16 protein-coding genes are annotated in these 17,090 nt (G+C 70.6%); 8 read left to right on the forward strand and 8 right to left on the reverse strand.

The genetic code is table 11. The annotated features are described in order from the left end of the window. The first annotated feature begins 72 nt into the window (after positions 1-72). Both D7X55_RS19600 and D7X55_RS19605 read left to right on the forward strand, forming a co-directional pair. Entirely contained in the window at positions 73-1,212 is a 1,140-nt protein-coding gene (locus tag D7X55_RS19600) for a mannosyltransferase family protein (protein ID WP_407921774.1), read from the forward strand. Then, complete coding sequence (locus D7X55_RS19605) at positions 1,209-1,868, forward strand: trans-aconitate 2-methyltransferase (protein ID WP_120546163.1); 660 nt, start codon at positions 1,209-1,211, stop codon at positions 1,866-1,868. The genes D7X55_RS19600 and D7X55_RS19605 overlap by 4 nt, the downstream gene beginning before the upstream one ends. Here D7X55_RS19605 and D7X55_RS19610 read toward each other — a convergent pair. Both D7X55_RS19610 and D7X55_RS19615 read right to left on the reverse strand, forming a co-directional pair. Then, complete coding sequence (locus D7X55_RS19610) at positions 1,847-2,698, reverse strand: ChbG/HpnK family deacetylase (RefSeq protein WP_120546162.1); 852 nt, start codon at positions 2,696-2,698, stop codon at positions 1,847-1,849. The two genes, D7X55_RS19605 and D7X55_RS19610, sit on opposite strands and share 22 nt — an antisense overlap. Positions 2,699-2,704: 6 nt before the next feature. Further along, positions 2,705-3,484, reverse strand: a complete 780-nt coding sequence (locus tag D7X55_RS19615; RefSeq protein WP_121723873.1) for a glycosyltransferase family 2 protein — start codon at positions 3,482-3,484, stop codon at positions 2,705-2,707. A gap of 138 nt (positions 3,485-3,622) precedes the next feature. Here D7X55_RS19615 and D7X55_RS19620 point away from each other — a divergent pair, with 138 nt between their 5' ends. The 3 genes from D7X55_RS19620 (at position 3,623) to D7X55_RS19630 (ending at position 7,790) form a co-directional block, all read left to right on the forward strand. Next, the gene (locus D7X55_RS19620; RefSeq protein WP_120546161.1) at positions 3,623-4,573 is read left to right on the forward strand and encodes a diguanylate cyclase; all 951 of its coding nucleotides are present in this window, start codon (positions 3,623-3,625) and stop codon (positions 4,571-4,573) included. 167 nt (positions 4,574-4,740) lie between these two features. After that, positions 4,741-6,321, forward strand: a complete 1,581-nt coding sequence (locus tag D7X55_RS19625) for an ATP-binding protein (protein WP_120546160.1) — start codon at positions 4,741-4,743, stop codon at positions 6,319-6,321. Beyond that, a complete protein-coding gene (locus tag D7X55_RS19630) occupies positions 6,318-7,790 on the forward strand; it encodes a sigma-54 dependent transcriptional regulator (protein WP_120546159.1) in 1,473 nt (490 codons plus the stop codon). Before D7X55_RS19625 ends, D7X55_RS19630 begins: the two co-directional genes overlap by 4 nt. A gap of 22 nt (positions 7,791-7,812) precedes the next feature. Here D7X55_RS19630 and D7X55_RS19635 read toward each other — a convergent pair whose 3' ends face one another. Further along, complete coding sequence (locus D7X55_RS19635; protein ID WP_120546158.1) at positions 7,813-9,150, reverse strand: replication-associated recombination protein A; 1,338 nt, start codon at positions 9,148-9,150, stop codon at positions 7,813-7,815. Between the two features lie 121 nt (positions 9,151-9,271). Between D7X55_RS19635 and D7X55_RS19640 the strand changes: the two genes are divergently transcribed. The 3 genes from D7X55_RS19640 to D7X55_RS19650 are packed head-to-tail and all read left to right on the forward strand — an operon-like array spanning position 9,272 to position 12,808. After that, on the forward strand, positions 9,272-10,117 hold the full coding sequence (locus D7X55_RS19640) for an NAD(+)/NADH kinase (protein WP_121723870.1): 846 nt from the start codon (positions 9,272-9,274) through the stop codon (positions 10,115-10,117). A 60-nt stretch (positions 10,118-10,177) separates the two neighbouring features. Then, on the forward strand, positions 10,178-12,016 hold the full coding sequence (locus D7X55_RS19645) for a serine/threonine-protein kinase (RefSeq protein WP_121723871.1): 1,839 nt from the start codon (positions 10,178-10,180) through the stop codon (positions 12,014-12,016). A 12-nt stretch (positions 12,017-12,028) separates the two neighbouring features. Further along, on the forward strand, positions 12,029-12,808 hold the full coding sequence (locus D7X55_RS19650) for a YdcF family protein (RefSeq protein ID WP_121723872.1): 780 nt from the start codon (positions 12,029-12,031) through the stop codon (positions 12,806-12,808). A 16-nt stretch (positions 12,809-12,824) separates the two neighbouring features. Here D7X55_RS19650 and D7X55_RS19655 read toward each other — a convergent pair whose 3' ends face one another. The 5 genes from D7X55_RS19655 to D7X55_RS19675 all read right to left on the reverse strand — a co-directional run bounded on the left by D7X55_RS19655 (position 12,825) and on the right by D7X55_RS19675 (position 17,078). Next, on the reverse strand, positions 12,825-14,426 hold the full coding sequence (locus tag D7X55_RS19655; protein ID WP_120546154.1) for a bifunctional UDP-sugar hydrolase/5'-nucleotidase: 1,602 nt from the start codon (positions 14,424-14,426) through the stop codon (positions 12,825-12,827). A gap of 162 nt (positions 14,427-14,588) precedes the next feature. Next, a complete protein-coding gene (locus D7X55_RS19660) occupies positions 14,589-15,335 on the reverse strand; it encodes an MBL fold metallo-hydrolase (protein ID WP_120546153.1) in 747 nt (248 codons plus the stop codon). After that, positions 15,301-15,828 carry a pantetheine-phosphate adenylyltransferase gene (coaD, locus tag D7X55_RS19665; RefSeq protein ID WP_233609942.1) on the reverse strand — a complete coding sequence of 176 codons (528 nt, stop codon included), beginning with the start codon at positions 15,826-15,828 and terminating at the stop codon, positions 15,301-15,303. The genes D7X55_RS19660 and coaD overlap by 35 nt, the downstream gene beginning before the upstream one ends. After that, a complete protein-coding gene (locus tag D7X55_RS19670; protein WP_120546151.1) occupies positions 15,828-16,445 on the reverse strand; it encodes a TetR/AcrR family transcriptional regulator in 618 nt (205 codons plus the stop codon). The genes coaD and D7X55_RS19670 overlap by 1 nt, the downstream gene beginning before the upstream one ends. 96 nt (positions 16,446-16,541) lie before the next feature. After that, a complete protein-coding gene (locus D7X55_RS19675) occupies positions 16,542-17,078 on the reverse strand; it encodes an adenine phosphoribosyltransferase (RefSeq protein ID WP_120546150.1) in 537 nt (178 codons plus the stop codon). Positions 17,079-17,090 lie beyond the last annotated feature (12 nt).

Here is a 17,090-nt window from a genome sequence, read left to right on the forward strand (position 1 = left end):
GGGGAGGGCGCACGGTCCTCTCCTGTGTTTCCGGGCCTGACTTGACGCGAGGGGCGGTTCTGGACCAAGGGCATGACCCGAATGGTCCGCTCCGCTCCTCGTGCCGTTTTGACCGCCGGGCTCGCCGCCCTGGTGGTGTGCACCGCGCTGGTGACGATGTCCGCGATTGCGTTCCCGCAGGGCTACAGCCCCGCGAGGCTGACGTGGCCGGGCGCCCCCGTCCTGCTGGGCTGGGTGCATTACGATGCCGGCTGGTACGCGCGCATCGCGACGGAGGGCTACAGCTACACGCCCGGCCAGCAGAGCCCGGTGGCGTTCTTCCCGCTGTACCCGCTGGTGCTGCACGGCCTGGGCCTGCTGCACGTGGACACGTTCATCGCGGGCGTGCTCGTCACCATGCTGTGTGGCCTGGGCGCGCTGTACGTCTTCACGCTGTGGGCACGCACCCGCGCGGATGAGGACTCGGCGAGGAACGCGGGGCTGCTGCTGGCGTTCTACCCGTTCGCGTTCTTCCTCTATGGGGCCATGTACTCGGACGCGCTGTTCCTCCTGCTCATCATCGCGGCGTTCCTGCTCCTGGAGCGGGGGCAGCTGGGGTGGGCGGTGCTGCTGGCGGCGGTGGCCACGGCGGCGCGTCCGGTGGCGCCCGCGCTGGTGGTGGGGCTGCTCGCGCGGCGGCTGGAGTGGAAGCACGAGCGCGGCCTGAAGTGGAGCTGGGTGGACCTGCTGCCGGTGTTCGCGGCGGCGGGCTTCGTGCTGTACCTGCTCTACCAGTGGAAGGCGTTCGGAGATCCGTTCGCGTTCGTGAAGGTGCAGTCCGCGCCGGGCTGGGACCAGAAGCCGGGCTGGCGCACGTGGGTGAAGCTGCGCTGGTTCCAGGGCTTCAGCCGGGACATGTCGCTGTCGGACGGCCTGAGGCTCGTGGGGCACGCGGCCGTCACCGTGGGCGCCCTGGCGCTCATCTGGCCCACGGCGAAGCGGCTGGGGTGGGGCTACGGCGTCTACACGCTGGCCATCGTGGGACTGCCCGCCCTGTCGAGCAAGGACTTCATGGGCATGGGGCGCTACCTGCTGGCCGCCTTCCCGCTGTTCCTCACGCTGGCGCTGCTGCTCAAGGAACGTCCGCGCATGAGGTGGGGCGTGCTCGCGACGAGCGCCTGCGTGATGCTGGCGCTGGCGGCGGCATACGGAGCCGCGGAGTACGTGTCATGAGCGGACTCATGGACCAGGCCCTGGCGCTCTACGCGCACCTGCCCGCGAGCGAGCGCTTCCACGTGCACGCACGGGCATCCTCGGCCCCACTGCTCGCGGTGGCGTCGCGCCTGCCTTCGGGGACGGTGGCGGACATCGGCTGCGGGCACGGCCTGCTGTCCGCGGTGATGGCGCTCGCGGTGCCGGAGCGCCGGGTGCTCGGAGTGGACCTGGACGAGCGCAAGGTGCACTGGGCCAGGCAGGCCCTGTCGCGACTGCCCAACGTGACGCTCGACGTGGGCTCGGTGGAAGACCTCGCGCGAACGCAGCCGCACTCGCTCGACGCGGTGGTGGTCTGCGACGTGCTGTACCTGCTGCCCGATGAGAAGTGGCCGGGCTTCCTCCAGTCCGTGCGAAGCCTGCTCAAGCCCGGAGGCCGCTTCCTCTTGAAAGAGGTGGAGGGCGACCGCTCCTGGAAGCACGCCAAGGCGCTCGCGCAGGAGTGGGTGATGGTGTCGCTGCTGGGCCGCACCAAGGCCAGCGGAGGCATGGTCCTCAAGCCGCGAGTTGACGGAGTCCGGCTCCTGCGAGACGCGGGCTTCGAGGTGCGCGAAGTCGTGGGCCTGGGCCAGGGCTACACCACGCCGCACCTGCTCTACGACGCCGAAGCCCGCTGAAGCTCGCCGTAGTTCGTCAGCGAGACGCCCCGCTCCTCGAGCTTCGCCTTCACGCGGGGACTGGTGAGCGCGGCCAGCTCCGCGCCCCAGCCGTAGGTCCACGCCGGATCCTCCGGCACGTGTGGCGCACCCTCACCGGGATGGCACCCCAGCTCGAAGTCCCCCGCCGGCAGCGCGTCCAGCACCGCCAGCAGCGCGGGCTCATCCAGCCGGCCCGCCTCGAACACGCCCCCGGCACTGACCCGCCGCACGCCCGGCCGGGCCCGGGGCGCCGTGCGCGCGAGCACCGCCAGCACCGTCGTCTTCAACGCGGGCCCGGGAGCCCGCAGCCACGACGCGCGAGGCAGCGCATCCGGCCACCGCAGGGGCAGGCCCTCGCGAGCGGCGATGCCCTCCACCACCGGCCGCACCCCCGGCAAGAGGTGCAGGTGCTGGTGCCCATCCAGGTGATCCACCTGCGCGCCCAGCTCCCGGGCACGGGCCACCTGCGCGGACAGCTCCCGCTCCAGCTCCTCGCGCCGCACCCGCCCCGTCAGCCACGCCTTCGCGAACGCCGCCCAGTCGCCGCGCAGCCGCCCGTCCGGCGCCACCGTCCGCACGGCCTCCATGGGGGCCGCGCACGGCAGCCGCGTGGACAGCGCCAGGTGCACGCCCACCGCCAGCCCCTGCGCCTTCGCCCGCGCCACCGCATCCGCGGCGGAGGGCCCCATGGCCAGCAGCGTCGCGCTGGTCACGATGCCCTCGCGGTGCGCTCGCAGGATGCCCGCGTCCAGTGACGGATGCAGGCCCAGGTCGTCCGCGTTGACGATGAGCCGCGTGCGCGACGCCATGACGTCCTACCCGCGCCCCTGCACCGAGCGCAGCGGCTGCACCGACGGCGGCAGGCGCACCGGCTTGGCCGGCGGCGGCGGCGAGCGCGTCTCCGGGTACAGCGCCACCAGCTCCTTCACCATCTTCAGGATGACCGACGGCGACGCCAGCGTGGAGATGCCGCGCGTGCGCGGGAAGTAGTCCACGCCCATCTGGAACACGCGGAAGCCCTTGCGGATGGCCTTCACCACCAGCTCCGCGTCGATGAACGAGCCCTGGCTCTTGAGCTCCATCGACTCCAGCACCCGGCGGTGCATCAGCTTGAAGCTGAAGTTCACGTCCTTGATCTGGATGTCGAACAGCGCCCGGATGAGCAGGTTGTAGACGAACGAGTACACGATGCGCTTGGAGCCCTCGCTCGTGCGGTCGAACCGGAAGGCGCAGATCATGTCCGCCTCCAGGTACTCCATCAGGTGCAGCGCCCGCTCCAGCTCGCGCATGTCCCACGGCAGGTCGATGTCCGAATAGAGCACCAGGTCCTTCGTGCTCGCCGCCAGCCCCGTGCGCATCGCCCCGCCCAGCTTCAGGTTCACCGGGTGCGTGATGACCCGCAGCTGGGGGACCTTCGCCGCGAGCGCGTCGCAGACCTCCTGGGTCCGGTCCGTGGAGGCGTCGTTGACGACGATGATTTCGAAGTCGTCGGTGAGCTTCGGCAGCACTTCCAGTGCGCGGCTCACGGCGCGCTCCACGTAGTCCTCTTCGTTCCAGGCGGGGAAGAAGAGGCTGATGCTCGGGTACTTGGCCACGGTCGTCATGTCGCGCGCGTTCCGTCAGGAAGGAAACGCCGCGCTCGCTAGCAGACGGCCCCCCCGGTGGCAAACCTCTTGGCCCTTCCTGTGGGAAACCCCTATAGTACCGCCTAGTCATCATTTTACGGGGACACGGTGAAAACCCAGCCCTACACGCTTCTGGTCGTGGACGATTCGCAGGCACTGCTTCCTCAGCTGGTGCGCACGCTCGGCCCGGAGGACTTCGCCCTGCGCGTGGCGCGCTCCGGGCCGGAGGCGCTGGGGCTCACCCAGGAGGTAGACGGCGTCCTGCTCTGCTCCGGTGGCCTCGACCCAGGCCAGGCCCAGGCCCTGCTGGAGGCCCTCACCCCACCACCACCGGCGCCCCAACCCGCCGTGGTGGTTCTTGCGCCCCCGGAGGATCGGGCCCTGCGGCTCGCCGCTCTGCGCAGAGGGGGTGAGGTGATTCTGACCCCATGGGACGACGAAGAGCTGCGTTTGAGGCTCTACCGGAGCCTCGAAACGCACTCGCGGTTGAAGTCACTTCACTCCCAGGTGGAGGAGCTGCGGCGCCTGGCGGTGACGGACGGCCTGACCCAGGTGCACAACCACCGCTACTTCCAGGAGCGGCTGCGCGAGGAGTTCCGCCGCTCGCAGCGCTACGACGAGAGCCTGTCGCTCATCCTCGTGGACCTGGACCACTTCAAGAACATCAACGACGCCCACGGCCACGGGGCGGGGGACCGCGTCCTCCGGGAGGTGGCGGCCTCCCTCCAGCACAGCGTGCGCGAGACGGACCTGGTGGCGCGCTACGGAGGGGAGGAGTTCGCCATCCTCCTGCCCTGCACCCACCTGCCCGGCGCCCTCACCGTGGCGGAGCGAATCCGCAAGGGAATCAACGAGTTGCACGCAGGCCCGGAGGGTGCCCTGCGCGTCACCGCGTCCCTGGGCGTCTCCAGCTTCCCCCACCGCGCCATCCTCACCCCGGAACAGCTGTTGCTCACCGCGGACGAGGCCCTCTACCGCGCCAAGCGCGAGGGCCGCGACCGCATCTGCCTCCACCCCCCCGCGCCCCTGTTTTCGGCGCCGCCTTCACGGGCAGGCTGACCCAGCGGGTCAAAAACCCGGGGTCTCATTTGACCCGGTTGGGGGCGGTGGGTCTACAATGACCTTGCCCCTTTTTGTCATGTCTCTGAAAAGAGGCGTGATTGCCGGGGTTTATCCAAATCTCTGGTTTGGCAAGGCCATTGCAAATGTCGATTCCCGGAAAGTCCATGGGAACCCTCGGAGCTCAAGCGCAGGCGCAGGAACCGGTCACCCGCGGCCGGCTGCTGCTCGTGGACGACGAGGAGAACATCCTCAAGTCCATCCGGCGGGTCCTGCGCCGGGGTGAGTGGGAGATCGAGACGGCGACGGACGCCGAAACGGGCCTGCGCACGCTGGAGCGCTTCCAGCCGGAGGTCGTCATCTCCGACTTCCGCATGCCGGGCATGAACGGCGTGGAGTTCCTCAACCAGGTGAAGCTCCAGGCGCCGCGCGCCCAGCGCATCATGCTGACGGGCCAGGCGGATCAGCAGGCCATCGAAGAGGCCATCAACCGCTCGGAAATCTTCCGCTTCATCTCCAAGCCCTGGAACGACAGCCACCTGGTCCTCACGGTGAAGAGCGCCTTCGAGCAGTACGCGCTCCACGCGGAGAACGACCGGCTCTACCGCGTCACCCAGGAGCAGAACGCGGAGCTCAAGCACCTCAACGCGGACCTGGAGGAGCGCGTCGCGCTGCGCACGCGCCTGCTCTCCACGGCCAAGCGCGAGTGGGAGCTGTCCTTCGACTGCATGGAGACGCCGCTCGCGGTGGTGCGCGCGCGGGACTTCGCGGTGCGCCGGGCCAACGTCGCCTACGCGCAGGTGGCCCGCCGCTCCATCGAAGAGGTGCCTTCGGACGTCCCCTGCCACCAGTACCTCTTCGGCCGGGACACGCCCTGCGCCGGGTGCCCGCTGCCCTCCGCCATGGAGACGGGCAAGGGCGCGCGCGGTGAGGTGCAGCAGGGCGGGCGCAGCTACGTGGTGGCCGCGTACCCCTTCGCGGGCGACGACCGCGCGGTGTGCACCTACCGCGACGTCACGGAGGAGCAGGCCATGACGCGCCGGCTCATCGAGACGGAGAAGATGGCCGCGGTGGGCCAGCTCGCGGGCGGCGTGGCGCACGAAATCAACAACCCGCTGGGCGGCATCCTCGCCTTCGCGCAGCTGATGTCCCGCGACGCGGGCCGCAGCGAGAGCGACCTGGAGTCGCTGAAGCTGATTGAAGAGAGCGCGCTGCGCTGCAAGCGCATCGTGGAGAGCCTGCTGAAGTTCAGCCGGCACAGCCGCGTGGAAGACCGGCGCCTCTTTGATTTGTCCAAGTGCGTGGAGGACGCCGCGGTCCTCTTCCGCGCGCAGCTCAAGTCCATGCCCAAGGTGGAGATGAAGCTGGGCCTGAAGGACGGGTTGCCCAAGGTGTACGGCGACCCCGGCACGCTCGCGCAGGTGGTGCTCAACCTGCTGCAGAACGGCCTGCAGTCGCTGCCCAAGGCGGAAGGCCGCCTGACCCTGGAGACGGGGCGCGAGGGCGACCGGACCTTCTTCGCGGTGACGGACACAGGGGCGGGCATCGAAGAGAAGCACCTGCCGCGCATCTTCGAGCCGTCCTTCACCACCAAGCCGCCCGGCGAGGGCACCGGCCTGGGCCTGTCCATCGCCTACCGAATCGTCCAGGACCACGGGGGCACCTTCCAGGTGGACACCCACGTGGGCCAGGGCTCCCGCTTCACCGTCTTCCTGCCCATTCCCCTGCAGCTCGAGAGGTTGCCGTGAACCAAGTCAAGCGCGCCAAGGTCCTCGTTGTGGATGACGACTCCGTCGTCCTCAAGGCCGTCACCCAGATCCTCCAGCGGGAAGGCCACCCTGTGGTGGCCATCGACGACGCGGTGGAGGGGCTCACGGCGGCGAAGGACCCGTCCATCGACGTGGTCGTGCTCGACATCAAGATGCCGCACCTGTCCGGCATGGACCTGTTGCGCGCCATCAAGGCGGACCGCCCGGACGTGGAGGTCATCATGATGACGGCCTTCGCCACCGTGGAGACGGCGGTGGAGGCGGTGAAGGCGGGCGCGTACGACTACCTCACCAAGCCCTTCGAGAACATCGACGAGGTCAGCCTCACGGTGGCCAAGGCCGCCGAGCGCAAGGCGCTGAAGGACCGCACCCGCGCGCTGGAGGAGGCGCTCACCGCGCGCAGCCAGTTCGAGGACCTCATCGGTCAGTCCTCGCAGATGCGCGCCGTGTTCAAGCTGGTGGAGACGGTCAGCCACTCCACCGCCACGGTGCTCATCCAGGGCGAGAGCGGCACGGGCAAGGAGCTGGTGGCCCGCGCCATCCACTACCGCAGCGCGCGCCGCGACAAGCCGTTCGTCGCCGTCAACTGTTCCGCGCTGACGGAGACGCTGCTGGAGAGTGAGCTCTTCGGCCACGTGAAGGGCAGCTTCACCGGCGCCACCGGCAACAAGAAGGGCCTCTTCGAGGCGGCCGACGGCGGCACCATCTTCCTGGACGAGATTGGCGACGTGCCCCCGGCCACCCAGGTGCGTCTCCTGCGCGTGCTGCAGGAGGGTGAAGTCAAGCGCGTGGGCGCCAACGAGCCCGTGAAGGTGGACGTGCGCGTCATCGCCGCCACGCACGTGGACCTGTCCCGCGCGAAGGAGCAGGGCAAGTTCCGCGAGGACCTCTTCTATCGCCTCAACGTCATCACCATCGACCTGCCGCCCCTGCGCGACCGCCCGGAGGACGTGCCGCTGCTCGCGCACCACTTCCTCAAGGTCTACACCGGCAAGGCGGACAAGAAGGTCACCGGCATCAGCCCCCGCGCCATGGAGGCGCTCACCTGCAACCGGTGGACGGGCAACGTGCGCGAGCTGGAGAACGTCATCGAGCGCGCGGTGGTGCTGACGGCCAACGACGCCATCGACGTGGAGGACCTGCCGCCCGGCTTCCAGGCCGCGCCCCAGGCCGACTCGGCGGTGGAGGTGTTCAGCCTGGCGCACCTGCCGTACGCCCAGGCCAAGCGCCTGGCCATGCGCGCCTTCGAGCGCCGCTATCTGTCCGCGCTGCTGGAGAAGAACAACCACAACGTGTCCAGCGCGGCGCGCGCGGCCGGCGTGGACCGCTCCAACTTCCGCCGCCTGCTCAAGCAGTACGAGGTGGCCGGCCGCAGCATGAAGCCGCGCTCGCCCAAGGGCCCGGACTCGGACAGCGGCCCGGGCCCCGTGCTGGAAGCCGTGTCCTGATGCACTCCCGAGGGAGGACGCTTCAGCCGTCCTCCCCGGGTTCGCGCTCGCCGCGCCTGGCGGCGAGCTGCTGCTGGATGGCCTCGTAGCGCTCGGACAGCTCCGCCTCGAAGCCGTTGCGCGTCGGGGTGTAGAAGCAGCGCGAGCGCAGCGCTTCGGGCAGGTAGTCCTCCGGGACGTAGTTGCCCTCGAAGTTGTGCGGGTACTTGTACCCGCCGCCGTACCCCAGCGACTTCATCAGCTTGGTGGGCGCGTTGCGCAGGTGCATGGGCACCGGCAGCGCGCCCTCCTTCGTCACGGCCTCGCGCACGGCCGCGTACGCGGCGATGACCGCGTTCGACTTGGGCGCGAGCGCCAGGTACGTCACGGCCTGGGTGAGGGGCAGGGTGCCCTCCGGCAGGCCCATCAGCTGGAAGGCCCTCAACGCATCCACCGCCACGCCCAGCGCGCGGGGGTCCGCGTTGCCCACGTCCTCCGACGCGAAGATGACCATGCGGCGGAAGATGAAGACGGGGTCCTCGCCCGCCTCCAGCATGCGCGTCATCCAGTACAGCGCGGCGTCCACGTCGCTGCCGCGCATGGATTTGATGAACGCGCTGACGACGTTGTAGTGCTCCTCGCCGCCCTTGTCGTAGAGCAGCATCTTCTGCTGGAGCGCCTCCTCCGCCACCTTGCGGTCCACCGCCTTGCCGCCGTACGCGGCCGCGGCCTCCAGCGCGGTGAGGGCCTTGCGCGCGTCCCCGCCCGCCGCGTCCGCGATGAACTCCAGCGCCGCGTCATCCACCGTCACCCTGCCGCCCAGCCCCCGGGGGTCCGCGACGGCGTGGCGCATGACGGCGATGAGCTCCTCCTGCTCCAGCCCGCGCAGCGTGACGACGCGGCAGCGCGACAGGAGCGCGGCGTTCACCTCGAACGACGGGTTCTCCGTGGTGGCGCCAATCAGCGTGACGGTGCCCTTCTCCACGTGGGGCAGGAGCGCGTCCTGCTGCGACTTGTTGAAGCGGTGGATTTCGTCGATGAAGAGCAGCGTGCGCTGGCGGTTCAGCTTCCAGCGGTCCTGCGCGCGCGCCACCGTCTCGCGGATGTCCTTCACGCCCGCGAGCACGGCGGACATGGTCTCGAAGGCGGCGCCGGTGTGGCGCGCGACGAGCTGGGCGAGCGTCGTCTTGCCGGTGCCCGGCGGCCCCCAGAGGATGAGGCTGGGCACCTGGTCGGCCTCCAGGGCGCGGCGCAGGAAGCGGCCCTCGCCGGTGAGGTGCTCCTGGCCCAGGTACTCGCTGAGCGAGGTGGGGCGCATGCGCTCGGCGAGCGGCGCCAGGACGGCCTGTTCCTTCTGGCTGGCGTGGTCGAAGAGGTCCATGGGGCCTCCAAACCTAGCGCCCTGTCCGCCCCGTCGCGCACCCTTGTGATGTCCGGGGCCGAGCAGGTGCGTCATTTTCCACGCGAGGACGGTTGGCCGGCTGGACTAGAACCCGGGGGGCGTGCAGACCCTCGTCATCGTCGCGAAGCGAGACACCCCGCAGGCCGTGGCCCTGGCGGCGGAGATCCAACAGCGCCACCCGGCCCTGACGGTGCTGGCGGACCGTGCCCTGGCGCATGCGCTGAACTGGCCGCGCATCGAGGACCGGGAGCTGGCGGCCCGGGCGGACCTGGTGGTGGTGCTGGGCGGTGACGGCACGCTCATCTACGCGGCGCGCCTGCTGGGCGGACGCAACGTGCCCATCATCGGCGTCAACCTGGGCAGCCTGGGCTTCATGACGGAAGTGCCCGTGGAGGAGCTCTTCACCCGGCTGGACGACGTGCTGGCGGGGAACTTCCACGTGGACTCGCGCATGAAGCTGTCCTGCCGGCTCCTGCGCGGGGGCAAGGTCCTCATCGAGGACGAAATCCTCAACGACGTGGTCATCAACAAGGGCGCGCTCGCGCGCATCGCGGACCACGAGACGTCCATCGACGGGGTGCCCATCACCACGTACAAGTCGGACGGCGTCATCCTGGCCACGCCCACCGGCTCCACGGCGTACTCGCTGTCCGCGGGCGGCCCCATCGTGCACCCGTCGGTGGACTGCACCATCCTGTCGCCCATCTGCTCGCACGCGCTGACCCAGCGGGCCATCGTGGTACCGGCGGACCGCACCATTCGCGTCACGCTGAAGAGCGAGACGGCGGACACGTACCTCACGCTGGATGGACAGACGGGGCACTCGCTGCAGGGCGGGGACTGCATTGAAGTGGTGCGCTCGCCCAACCGCGTGGCCCTGGTGCGAAACCCGCGCGTGGCCTTCTTCACCATCCTCCGGCAGAAGCTCCACTGGGGCGAGCGCTGAGCGGGCCGCGTCCGGGGTGGGGCTCCCCCCGGAGGTGAGCGCTGGGGTAGCGTCCGGCCCGTGACGACGGCTGGCCCCACGACGCGTTTCGGCAAGTACGAGCTGCAGGAGCGCCTGGGCGCGGGCGGCATGGCCGTGGTGCACCGCGCGCGCTACACCGTGGCGGAGGGCGTGTCCCGGTCCGTGGTCATCAAGCGCGTGAGGGACCCGTACGCGCAGGACCCCGCCTTCGTGAAGATGTTCCTCAACGAAGCGCGCATCTCCATGGGGCTGTCCCACGGCAACATCGTCCAGGTCTTCGACTTCGGGCAGGAGGAGGGGGAGTACTTCCTCGCCATGGAGTGGGTGGACGGGCAGCCCCTGTCCAAGGTGCTCAAGCGCTTGAAGTTGAAGGGCATGGCGCACCTGCCCGCGCCGCTGGCCGTGCAGCTGATGATTGACGTCTGCAAGGGCCTGCACCACGCGCACACGCGCCGCGACGAGCAGGGCCGCCCGCTGGGTCTGGTGCACCGCGACGTGTCCCCGGACAACGTGCTGGTGAGCTTCGAGGGCGAGGTGAAGCTCTCCGACTTCGGCATCGCCAAGGCGCAGCTGGCCGGGCGGCCGGAGACGGACGCGGGCGTGGTGCGCGGCAAGTACCTCTACCTGTCGCCGGAGCAGACGCGGGCGGAAGCGTTGGATGCGCGCTCGGACGTGTACACGGCGGGCGTCGTCCTCTTCGAGATGCTCACCGGCCGCAGGCCCGTGGAGGGCGACCCGGGCTCGGTGATGGAGCGCATCGCCACGGGCGACCTGACGCCCGTGCAGACGTACGCGCCGGACCTGGACCCGTCGCTGGGAGCGCTGGTGTCACGGGCGCTGGCGCTCCGGCGGGATGACCGCTTCACGAGCGCGGAGGACTTCCAGCGCGCGCTGGCGGAGTGGCTCGCGTACCGGGCGCCGCTGTTCCCCGCGTCCACGCTGCGCCACCTGATGGGCTGGCTGTTCGAGGAGGAGCTGAAGCTCGCGGGCCAGCCGCCGCGCATTCCGGAGTCCTTCCTGCGCCAGGTGACGATGTGGACGGGGGAGGGTGGGCCATCCCTGCTGGACGAGCCGGAGCGCGCGTCCTCGGTGCACCGCGCGCACGCGACGGCGTTCCCGGACGAGTACGCGCCCGGGGCGATGATGGGCGCCAGCGCCGCGCAGGACTCCAGCGGGCTGCCCGGCTGGGTGTGGGCGGCGTTCGTCGCGGTCGCGGTGCTCTTCTTCGTCGTGCAGGCGGTGATGCCCCTCCAGGACTCCTCCGGAGGACATCCGCTCCAGGTGGTGACGAACCCCGCGGGCGCGGAGGTGCTCTGGGACGGCAAGCTGGTGGGCGTGACGCCCATGGCGCTGAAGGTCGAACCGGGGGAGGGCTCGCACCAGCTGTTGATGCGGTTCGTGGGGTACCAGCCGTGGTCCACCACCGTGTCGGAGGCCGCGGTGCCGGAGCGCGTGCAGGTGACGCTGGAGCGCCTGCTGCCGCCCCCCCCGCCCCCGGAGCCGGTGGTGGACGCGCGGGTGAAGGACCGGGAGTCCACGCCGGATGCGGCCCGCAAGCGGACCCCGGTGAACGTCCGGAGCGAGGCGCGCGACGCCGCGGGGTGGATGGCGCAGTCCCCGGACGCAGGCGTGGCCTACACGCTGGGCCAGGAACTCCTCGTGGCGGGCAAGGCCCTGGAGGCCGGTGAGAAGTTCTGGAAGTGCCTGGAGCTGAAGGAGAGCGCCGCGGAGTGCCACCTGGGCCTGGGCCGGGTGGGCGTGATGACGGACCGGTCCGCGATGGCCCGCGAGGGCTACCAGCGCTACCTGACCCTGCGGCCGCGCGGCCCCGGAGCGGCCGAGGCACGCCGCTACCTCAAGGGGGGCGCGGCGCGGTAGGACGTACGGAAGATGTTCCTCGTCCTGTCGAAGGTGTTGGACCTGCTGCTGTCGCCGCTCACCTGGGTGCTGCTCCTGGGCGTGGGCGGCGTGGTGCTGCGCCGGTGGCGGCGGCTGTCGCTGGCGTCGCAGCTCCTGTCGCTGGTGGTGTTGTACGCGTTCTCCATCGAGCCGACGGTGGCGCTCCTGACGCGCGCGACGGAGGCGGACGCGGTGAGCACGTACCGGCCGGACACCGTCTATGACGCGGTCATCCTGCTGGGCGGAGGGCTGGACGCGGCGGCCACGGAGCGCTCGGGGCAGCCGGAGTACAACGCCGCGCCGGAGCGGATGATGCGCACCTTCGAGCTGTTGCACGACGGCCGGGCCCGGCAGGTGCTGATTACGGCCGGCAACCTGGACGCGAGGCCGGAGGCGGTGGTGGAGGCGGACGTGCTGGCCGCGCAGCTGGAGCACTGGGGCATCGCGCCCGAGCGCATCGTGAAGGAGGGCCGCAGCCGCAACACCCGGGAGAACGCGCTGGAGTCCGAGCCGCTGGTGCGCGCGCACGGCTGGAAGTCGCTGCTGCTGGTGACGAGCGCCGCGCACCTGCCCCGCGCGGCCGGCTGCTTCGCGGCGGTGGGCGTGAAGGCGGACACCCTCGCGGTGGACCTGCGCTCCTCGACGATTCCGCCCTCGAAGCTGAGCTGGCTGCCGCGCTCGGGGGCGCTCAACCAGAGCACGGACATGCTGCGGGAGCTGGCCGGACGGCTCGTCTACCGGCTGCGAGGCTGGACCGCGCCCTGGCGGTAGCCTCGCGCGCTACGTCCTACTTCATCGAAGGCTGGGCGTGCAGGCCGCCCCTGGGCGCGCCGAGGACCGTGATGCGGCCCTGGGGCTTCGCGCGGGGCGCGGGCCTGCCGGTGCTGAAGGCCTTGCCGAGCGCATCCCACGGCGACAGGTGCTCCTGGCTCATGGGCAGCACGGGCACGTCCTTGAACATCGCGTAGCCGTCGTTGCCCTGGGCCACGAAGCTCAGCGTGGCCAGCCGGTACTTCGCCGCGTCGTCCAGCGGCTTGCCCTTCACCTCCACCTTCGTCACCCGGGAGCCCGGCGCCTTGCGCAGGTCGTAGGTGAAGCGCAGGCCGGACACCTGCGGGAAGCGGCCGGGCGGCTTGCCGTCCGGGGTGCTCAGGCTGACGCCGTTCTCCAGCGCCGCGCGCAGCGTGGCCCCCGTCACCTCCAGGGCGACCAGCTCGTTGCGGTAGGGCATGAGCGAGTACAGCTCTCGCCGGGTCATCGTCCCCGCGGGCAGCACCCGGTCCGCGCGGATGGCGCCGCCGTTGATCAGCGCCACGTCCGCGCCCGTGGCCTCGCGGAACGCATCCGTCAGGAACGAGCCCAGGTTCGTCTCGCCCAGGCGGTTCTGCGCGCTGCGCGCATCCAGCGGCACCGGCGAGCGGCCCACGCGCTCCGCCAGCGTGGCCAGCAGCGGCGCATAGGGCTTCATCTGCTCGTCGAACGCCGCGTCGTCCGGCGTCCTGGCGGTGATGGGAATCACCTTCCACGCGAGCTTCCTCACCGCGCCCGTCTTCGCGTCCAGGTCCAGCGTGACGCGGCCCAGGTCGATGGCGTCCTCGTCCAGCTTGAAGATGGGCGTGCCCGCGACGGTCTCCTCCACGCGGTCGTGGTCGTGCCCGCCGATGATGAGGTCCACGCGCACGCACCTCGCCAGCTCGCGGTCCTGCTCCACGGTCAGGTGCGTGAGCCCCAGCACGAACTGCGCGCCCGCGGCCCGCAGCTCCTCCACGGAGCGCTTCGCGGCCTCGCAGAACGGCGTGATGCGCGTGTCCTTGCCCGGCTTGGACGAGGTCTGCGTCTCCGGCAGCACCACGCCGAAGATGCCCACCTTCACGCCGCCCACGTCGCGCAGGTCCCACGCCTTGAGCCCGTCGAACACCTGCCCGGACTTCACGCTCACCACGTTGGCGCCCAGCCACGGGAAGCGGGACTGCTGGAGGCGCGCGCGCAGCACGTCGTCTCCGAAGTCGAACTCGTGGTTGCCCACCGTGGCGTAGTCCAGGCCGAGCGCGTTCCACGCGTCGACCATCTGCCTGCCCTTGAGCGCCTCGCCCGCCACCTCCGCGGAGGACTCCACGGACGGCGAAAGCGTGTCGCCCGCCAGCAGCGTGAGGACGTGCGGCGTCTCCTTCAGCGCCTGCCGCTTGAGCGTGGCCACGCGTGACAGGCCGCCCCGGTTCCGCGCGGTGGGCTGGAATTGATAGACGTCGTTGAGGTGGAGGATCGTGAGGCGGACGGTGTCAGCGGGGGGCGTCGTCCCGACGGTCCCGGTGGCCCCGGCGGAACGGGTGGCCAGCACCATTGCGAGCGGCAGCAGCACCGCCCAGGTGCTCACGGTCTTCTTCATCATCGGACAGTCGTTCTCTTGCGGGGGCACGGGGGAGCGCCAACCCGTCTCGGCGTAGCGCACTCGGCGCATGAAGGCGAGCGGGCCGGACATGGCGCAACGCGCAAGCCCCAAACCCTTCTTCCCGGAGGATGAAGGGCTTCCAGCCGGCCGCGCGCTCCTCCCTCAGACGGTGTAGCGCCGGCCCTGTACCAGCGGCTCAATCACGCTGCCCGTCGCGTCGAACAGGTCCGGGTAGTGGATGAGGCGCATCTTCGCGCGGGTGGCCTCCGGCAGCGCCGCCAGCTTCTCGTAGGGCGTGTGCACGCCGTAGTTTGTCTCGTGGATGACCAGGTCCGCCTCGGACAGCCAGGCGATGAGGCCTTCATCGAAGGACGTGTCCGCGCTGTAGCCCAGGCACCGGCCCCCGGCGCGGATGCGGAACGCCGTGGTGGGCACGTGGTGGTAGGTGAAGCGGCACTCGATTTCGAACGGGCCGTGCTTCACCGCGCGCTCCAGGTGCAGCGGCGTGTGCGTGAAGTAGTCCTCGAAGTGCTTGTGATGGGGGTCCGCGCCCTGCTGCTCGATGAGGCACTCCATGCCCGCGGCGAGGTGGCCCTCCCAGAGGCGGCGCGTGACGCTCGGGTGCGCCAGCAGCTCCATCTTCCGCTGCAGCACGAAGAAGGAGAAGTACGCCAGGCTCTCCAGGCCGGAGGCGTGGTCCGCGTGCAGGTGCGTGAGGGCCACGGCGCTGACGCGCTCCACGTCCAGGTGCACGCCGGAGGACTCGGACGCCTCGCGCATCATCTTGCGGATGGGGTGCGGACAGTCGATGAGCAGCACCTGGTCTTCCGCCTCCAGCGCCAGGCACGACGAGTAGTGCAGCGCGGAGAAGGCATCACCGACGCCCAGGGGAATGAAGGACAGGCTCATGGATGGCTCCGGAGGGAGGGGACAGCCGCTCGCGCAGCTTCGCGATGACGGCGGGAGGGCAGAAGGCGGACACGTCCTCGCCGCGCGTGAGGCGTTCCTTGAGGGCGCTGCTGGACACCTCGGCCAGGTGCGCCTCCGCGGGCAGGAAGAGGGTGGACAGCTCCGGCGCCAGCGCGCGGTTCATCTGCGCCAGCTCCGTCTCGAACTGCGCATCGGTGGCGCCGCGCACGCCGCGCAACAGGACGCTCGCGCCAATCTCCCGCGCCAGCTCCACGATGAGCCCTTCGGTGGACGTGACGGACACGTTGGGGTGCTTCGCCACGACCTCCCGGATGAGCGCCACGCGCTCCTCGGCGGTGAGCAGCGTGCGCTTGTTCGGGTTGACCGCGACCACCACGACGACGTGGCTGAAGAGGCGGGCCGCCTGGCGCACCACCGACAGGTGTCCAGCCGTCACGGGGTCGAAGCTGCCTGCGTAGATGGCGATGCTCATCACGGCACCTCACGGTCCAGCGGAGAAGAAGCCGCGTCCAGCAGGCCCGCCGCCATGCGCTTCACGGTGCCCGCCGCGGAACCCGGAGGCACGAGCCCCGGCGCGCTCGCGGAGAGCACGAAGTACCCCTGGATGGCGGCGAACAGGCCCGCGGCCAGCGGACGCGCGCGGCGCTTGCCCACCACCGCCGCGACCAGCGCCTCCAGCTGCTCCAGGTCCGCGCGCACCACCTCGTCGTAGGCGGCGCGGACCTCCGGCTGCCGGATGGCCTCCGCGCTGATGGTGACCCAGCCCGCCACCGCCGCCACGTCCGCGTCCGGCCCGGTGGCGAGGAACGCGTCCACGAACGCCTCCACCCGCCCCCGCGCGTCGTCCGCCGCGAGCTTCGTGGCGCGGGTGGCGAACCGCTGCCGCGCGCGGGACGCCAGCGAGCGCACCAGGGTCAGGAGGATCTCCTGCTTGTCCTCGAAGTGGTAGTGCACCAGCCCCGCGGAGAGGCCCGCCGCCCGGGCAATCTCCGCCACGGACGCGCCCTCGTAGCCGCGCTCGGCCATGGCCTTGAGCAGCCCGGCGACAATCTGCTCCCTGCGCGCTTCGGTGTTGGACGGACGGGGCATGGCGTGGGTTTGTTTCTAGGTTGTGTGACCAACTTATAAACAGGGCCCACGCGGGCGTCAACCGGACCTCGAGGCCCGGTGGCGCCAGGCGGCGGGCTAGTAGCGGATGACGGACGTCACCTTGTCCGGCCCCAGGCGCTTCGCGCCCTCGAGGAAGTCGAGCGTGATGAGGAAGCTGTAGCCGACGATGTGCCCGCCCAGCTGGCCAATGAGGCGGGCCGTGGCGTCGGCGGTGCCGCCGGTGGCGAGCACGTCATCCACCACCAGGACGCGCTCGTCCTTGAGGATGGCGTCCTCGTGCATCTCCACGCCGTCCGCGCCGTACTCCAGCGAATAGCGCTCCACGATGCGCTTGTAGGGCAGCTTGCCGGGCTTGCGCGCGGGCACGAAGCCCGCCTCCAGCGCCAGCGCGATGGGGGCGCCCAGCAGGAAGCCGCGCGACTCCACGCCCACCACCTTGCTGATGTGCTGCCCCCGGAAGGGGGCGGCCATGGCGTTGACCACCCGGCCAAACAGGCGCGGGTCGGCCAGCATGGGGGTGATGTCCTTGAAGACGATGCCGGGCTTGGGGAAGTCCGGCACGTCCCGGAGGACGGCCTGGAGGTCGGAGACGAGCGTGGGGTCGAAGGACATGAGGGGGGCTCC

Source organism: Corallococcus sp. AB049A (assembly GCF_003668885.1).
Taxonomy (GTDB): Bacteria; Myxococcota; Myxococcia; order Myxococcales; family Myxococcaceae; genus Corallococcus; species Corallococcus interemptor.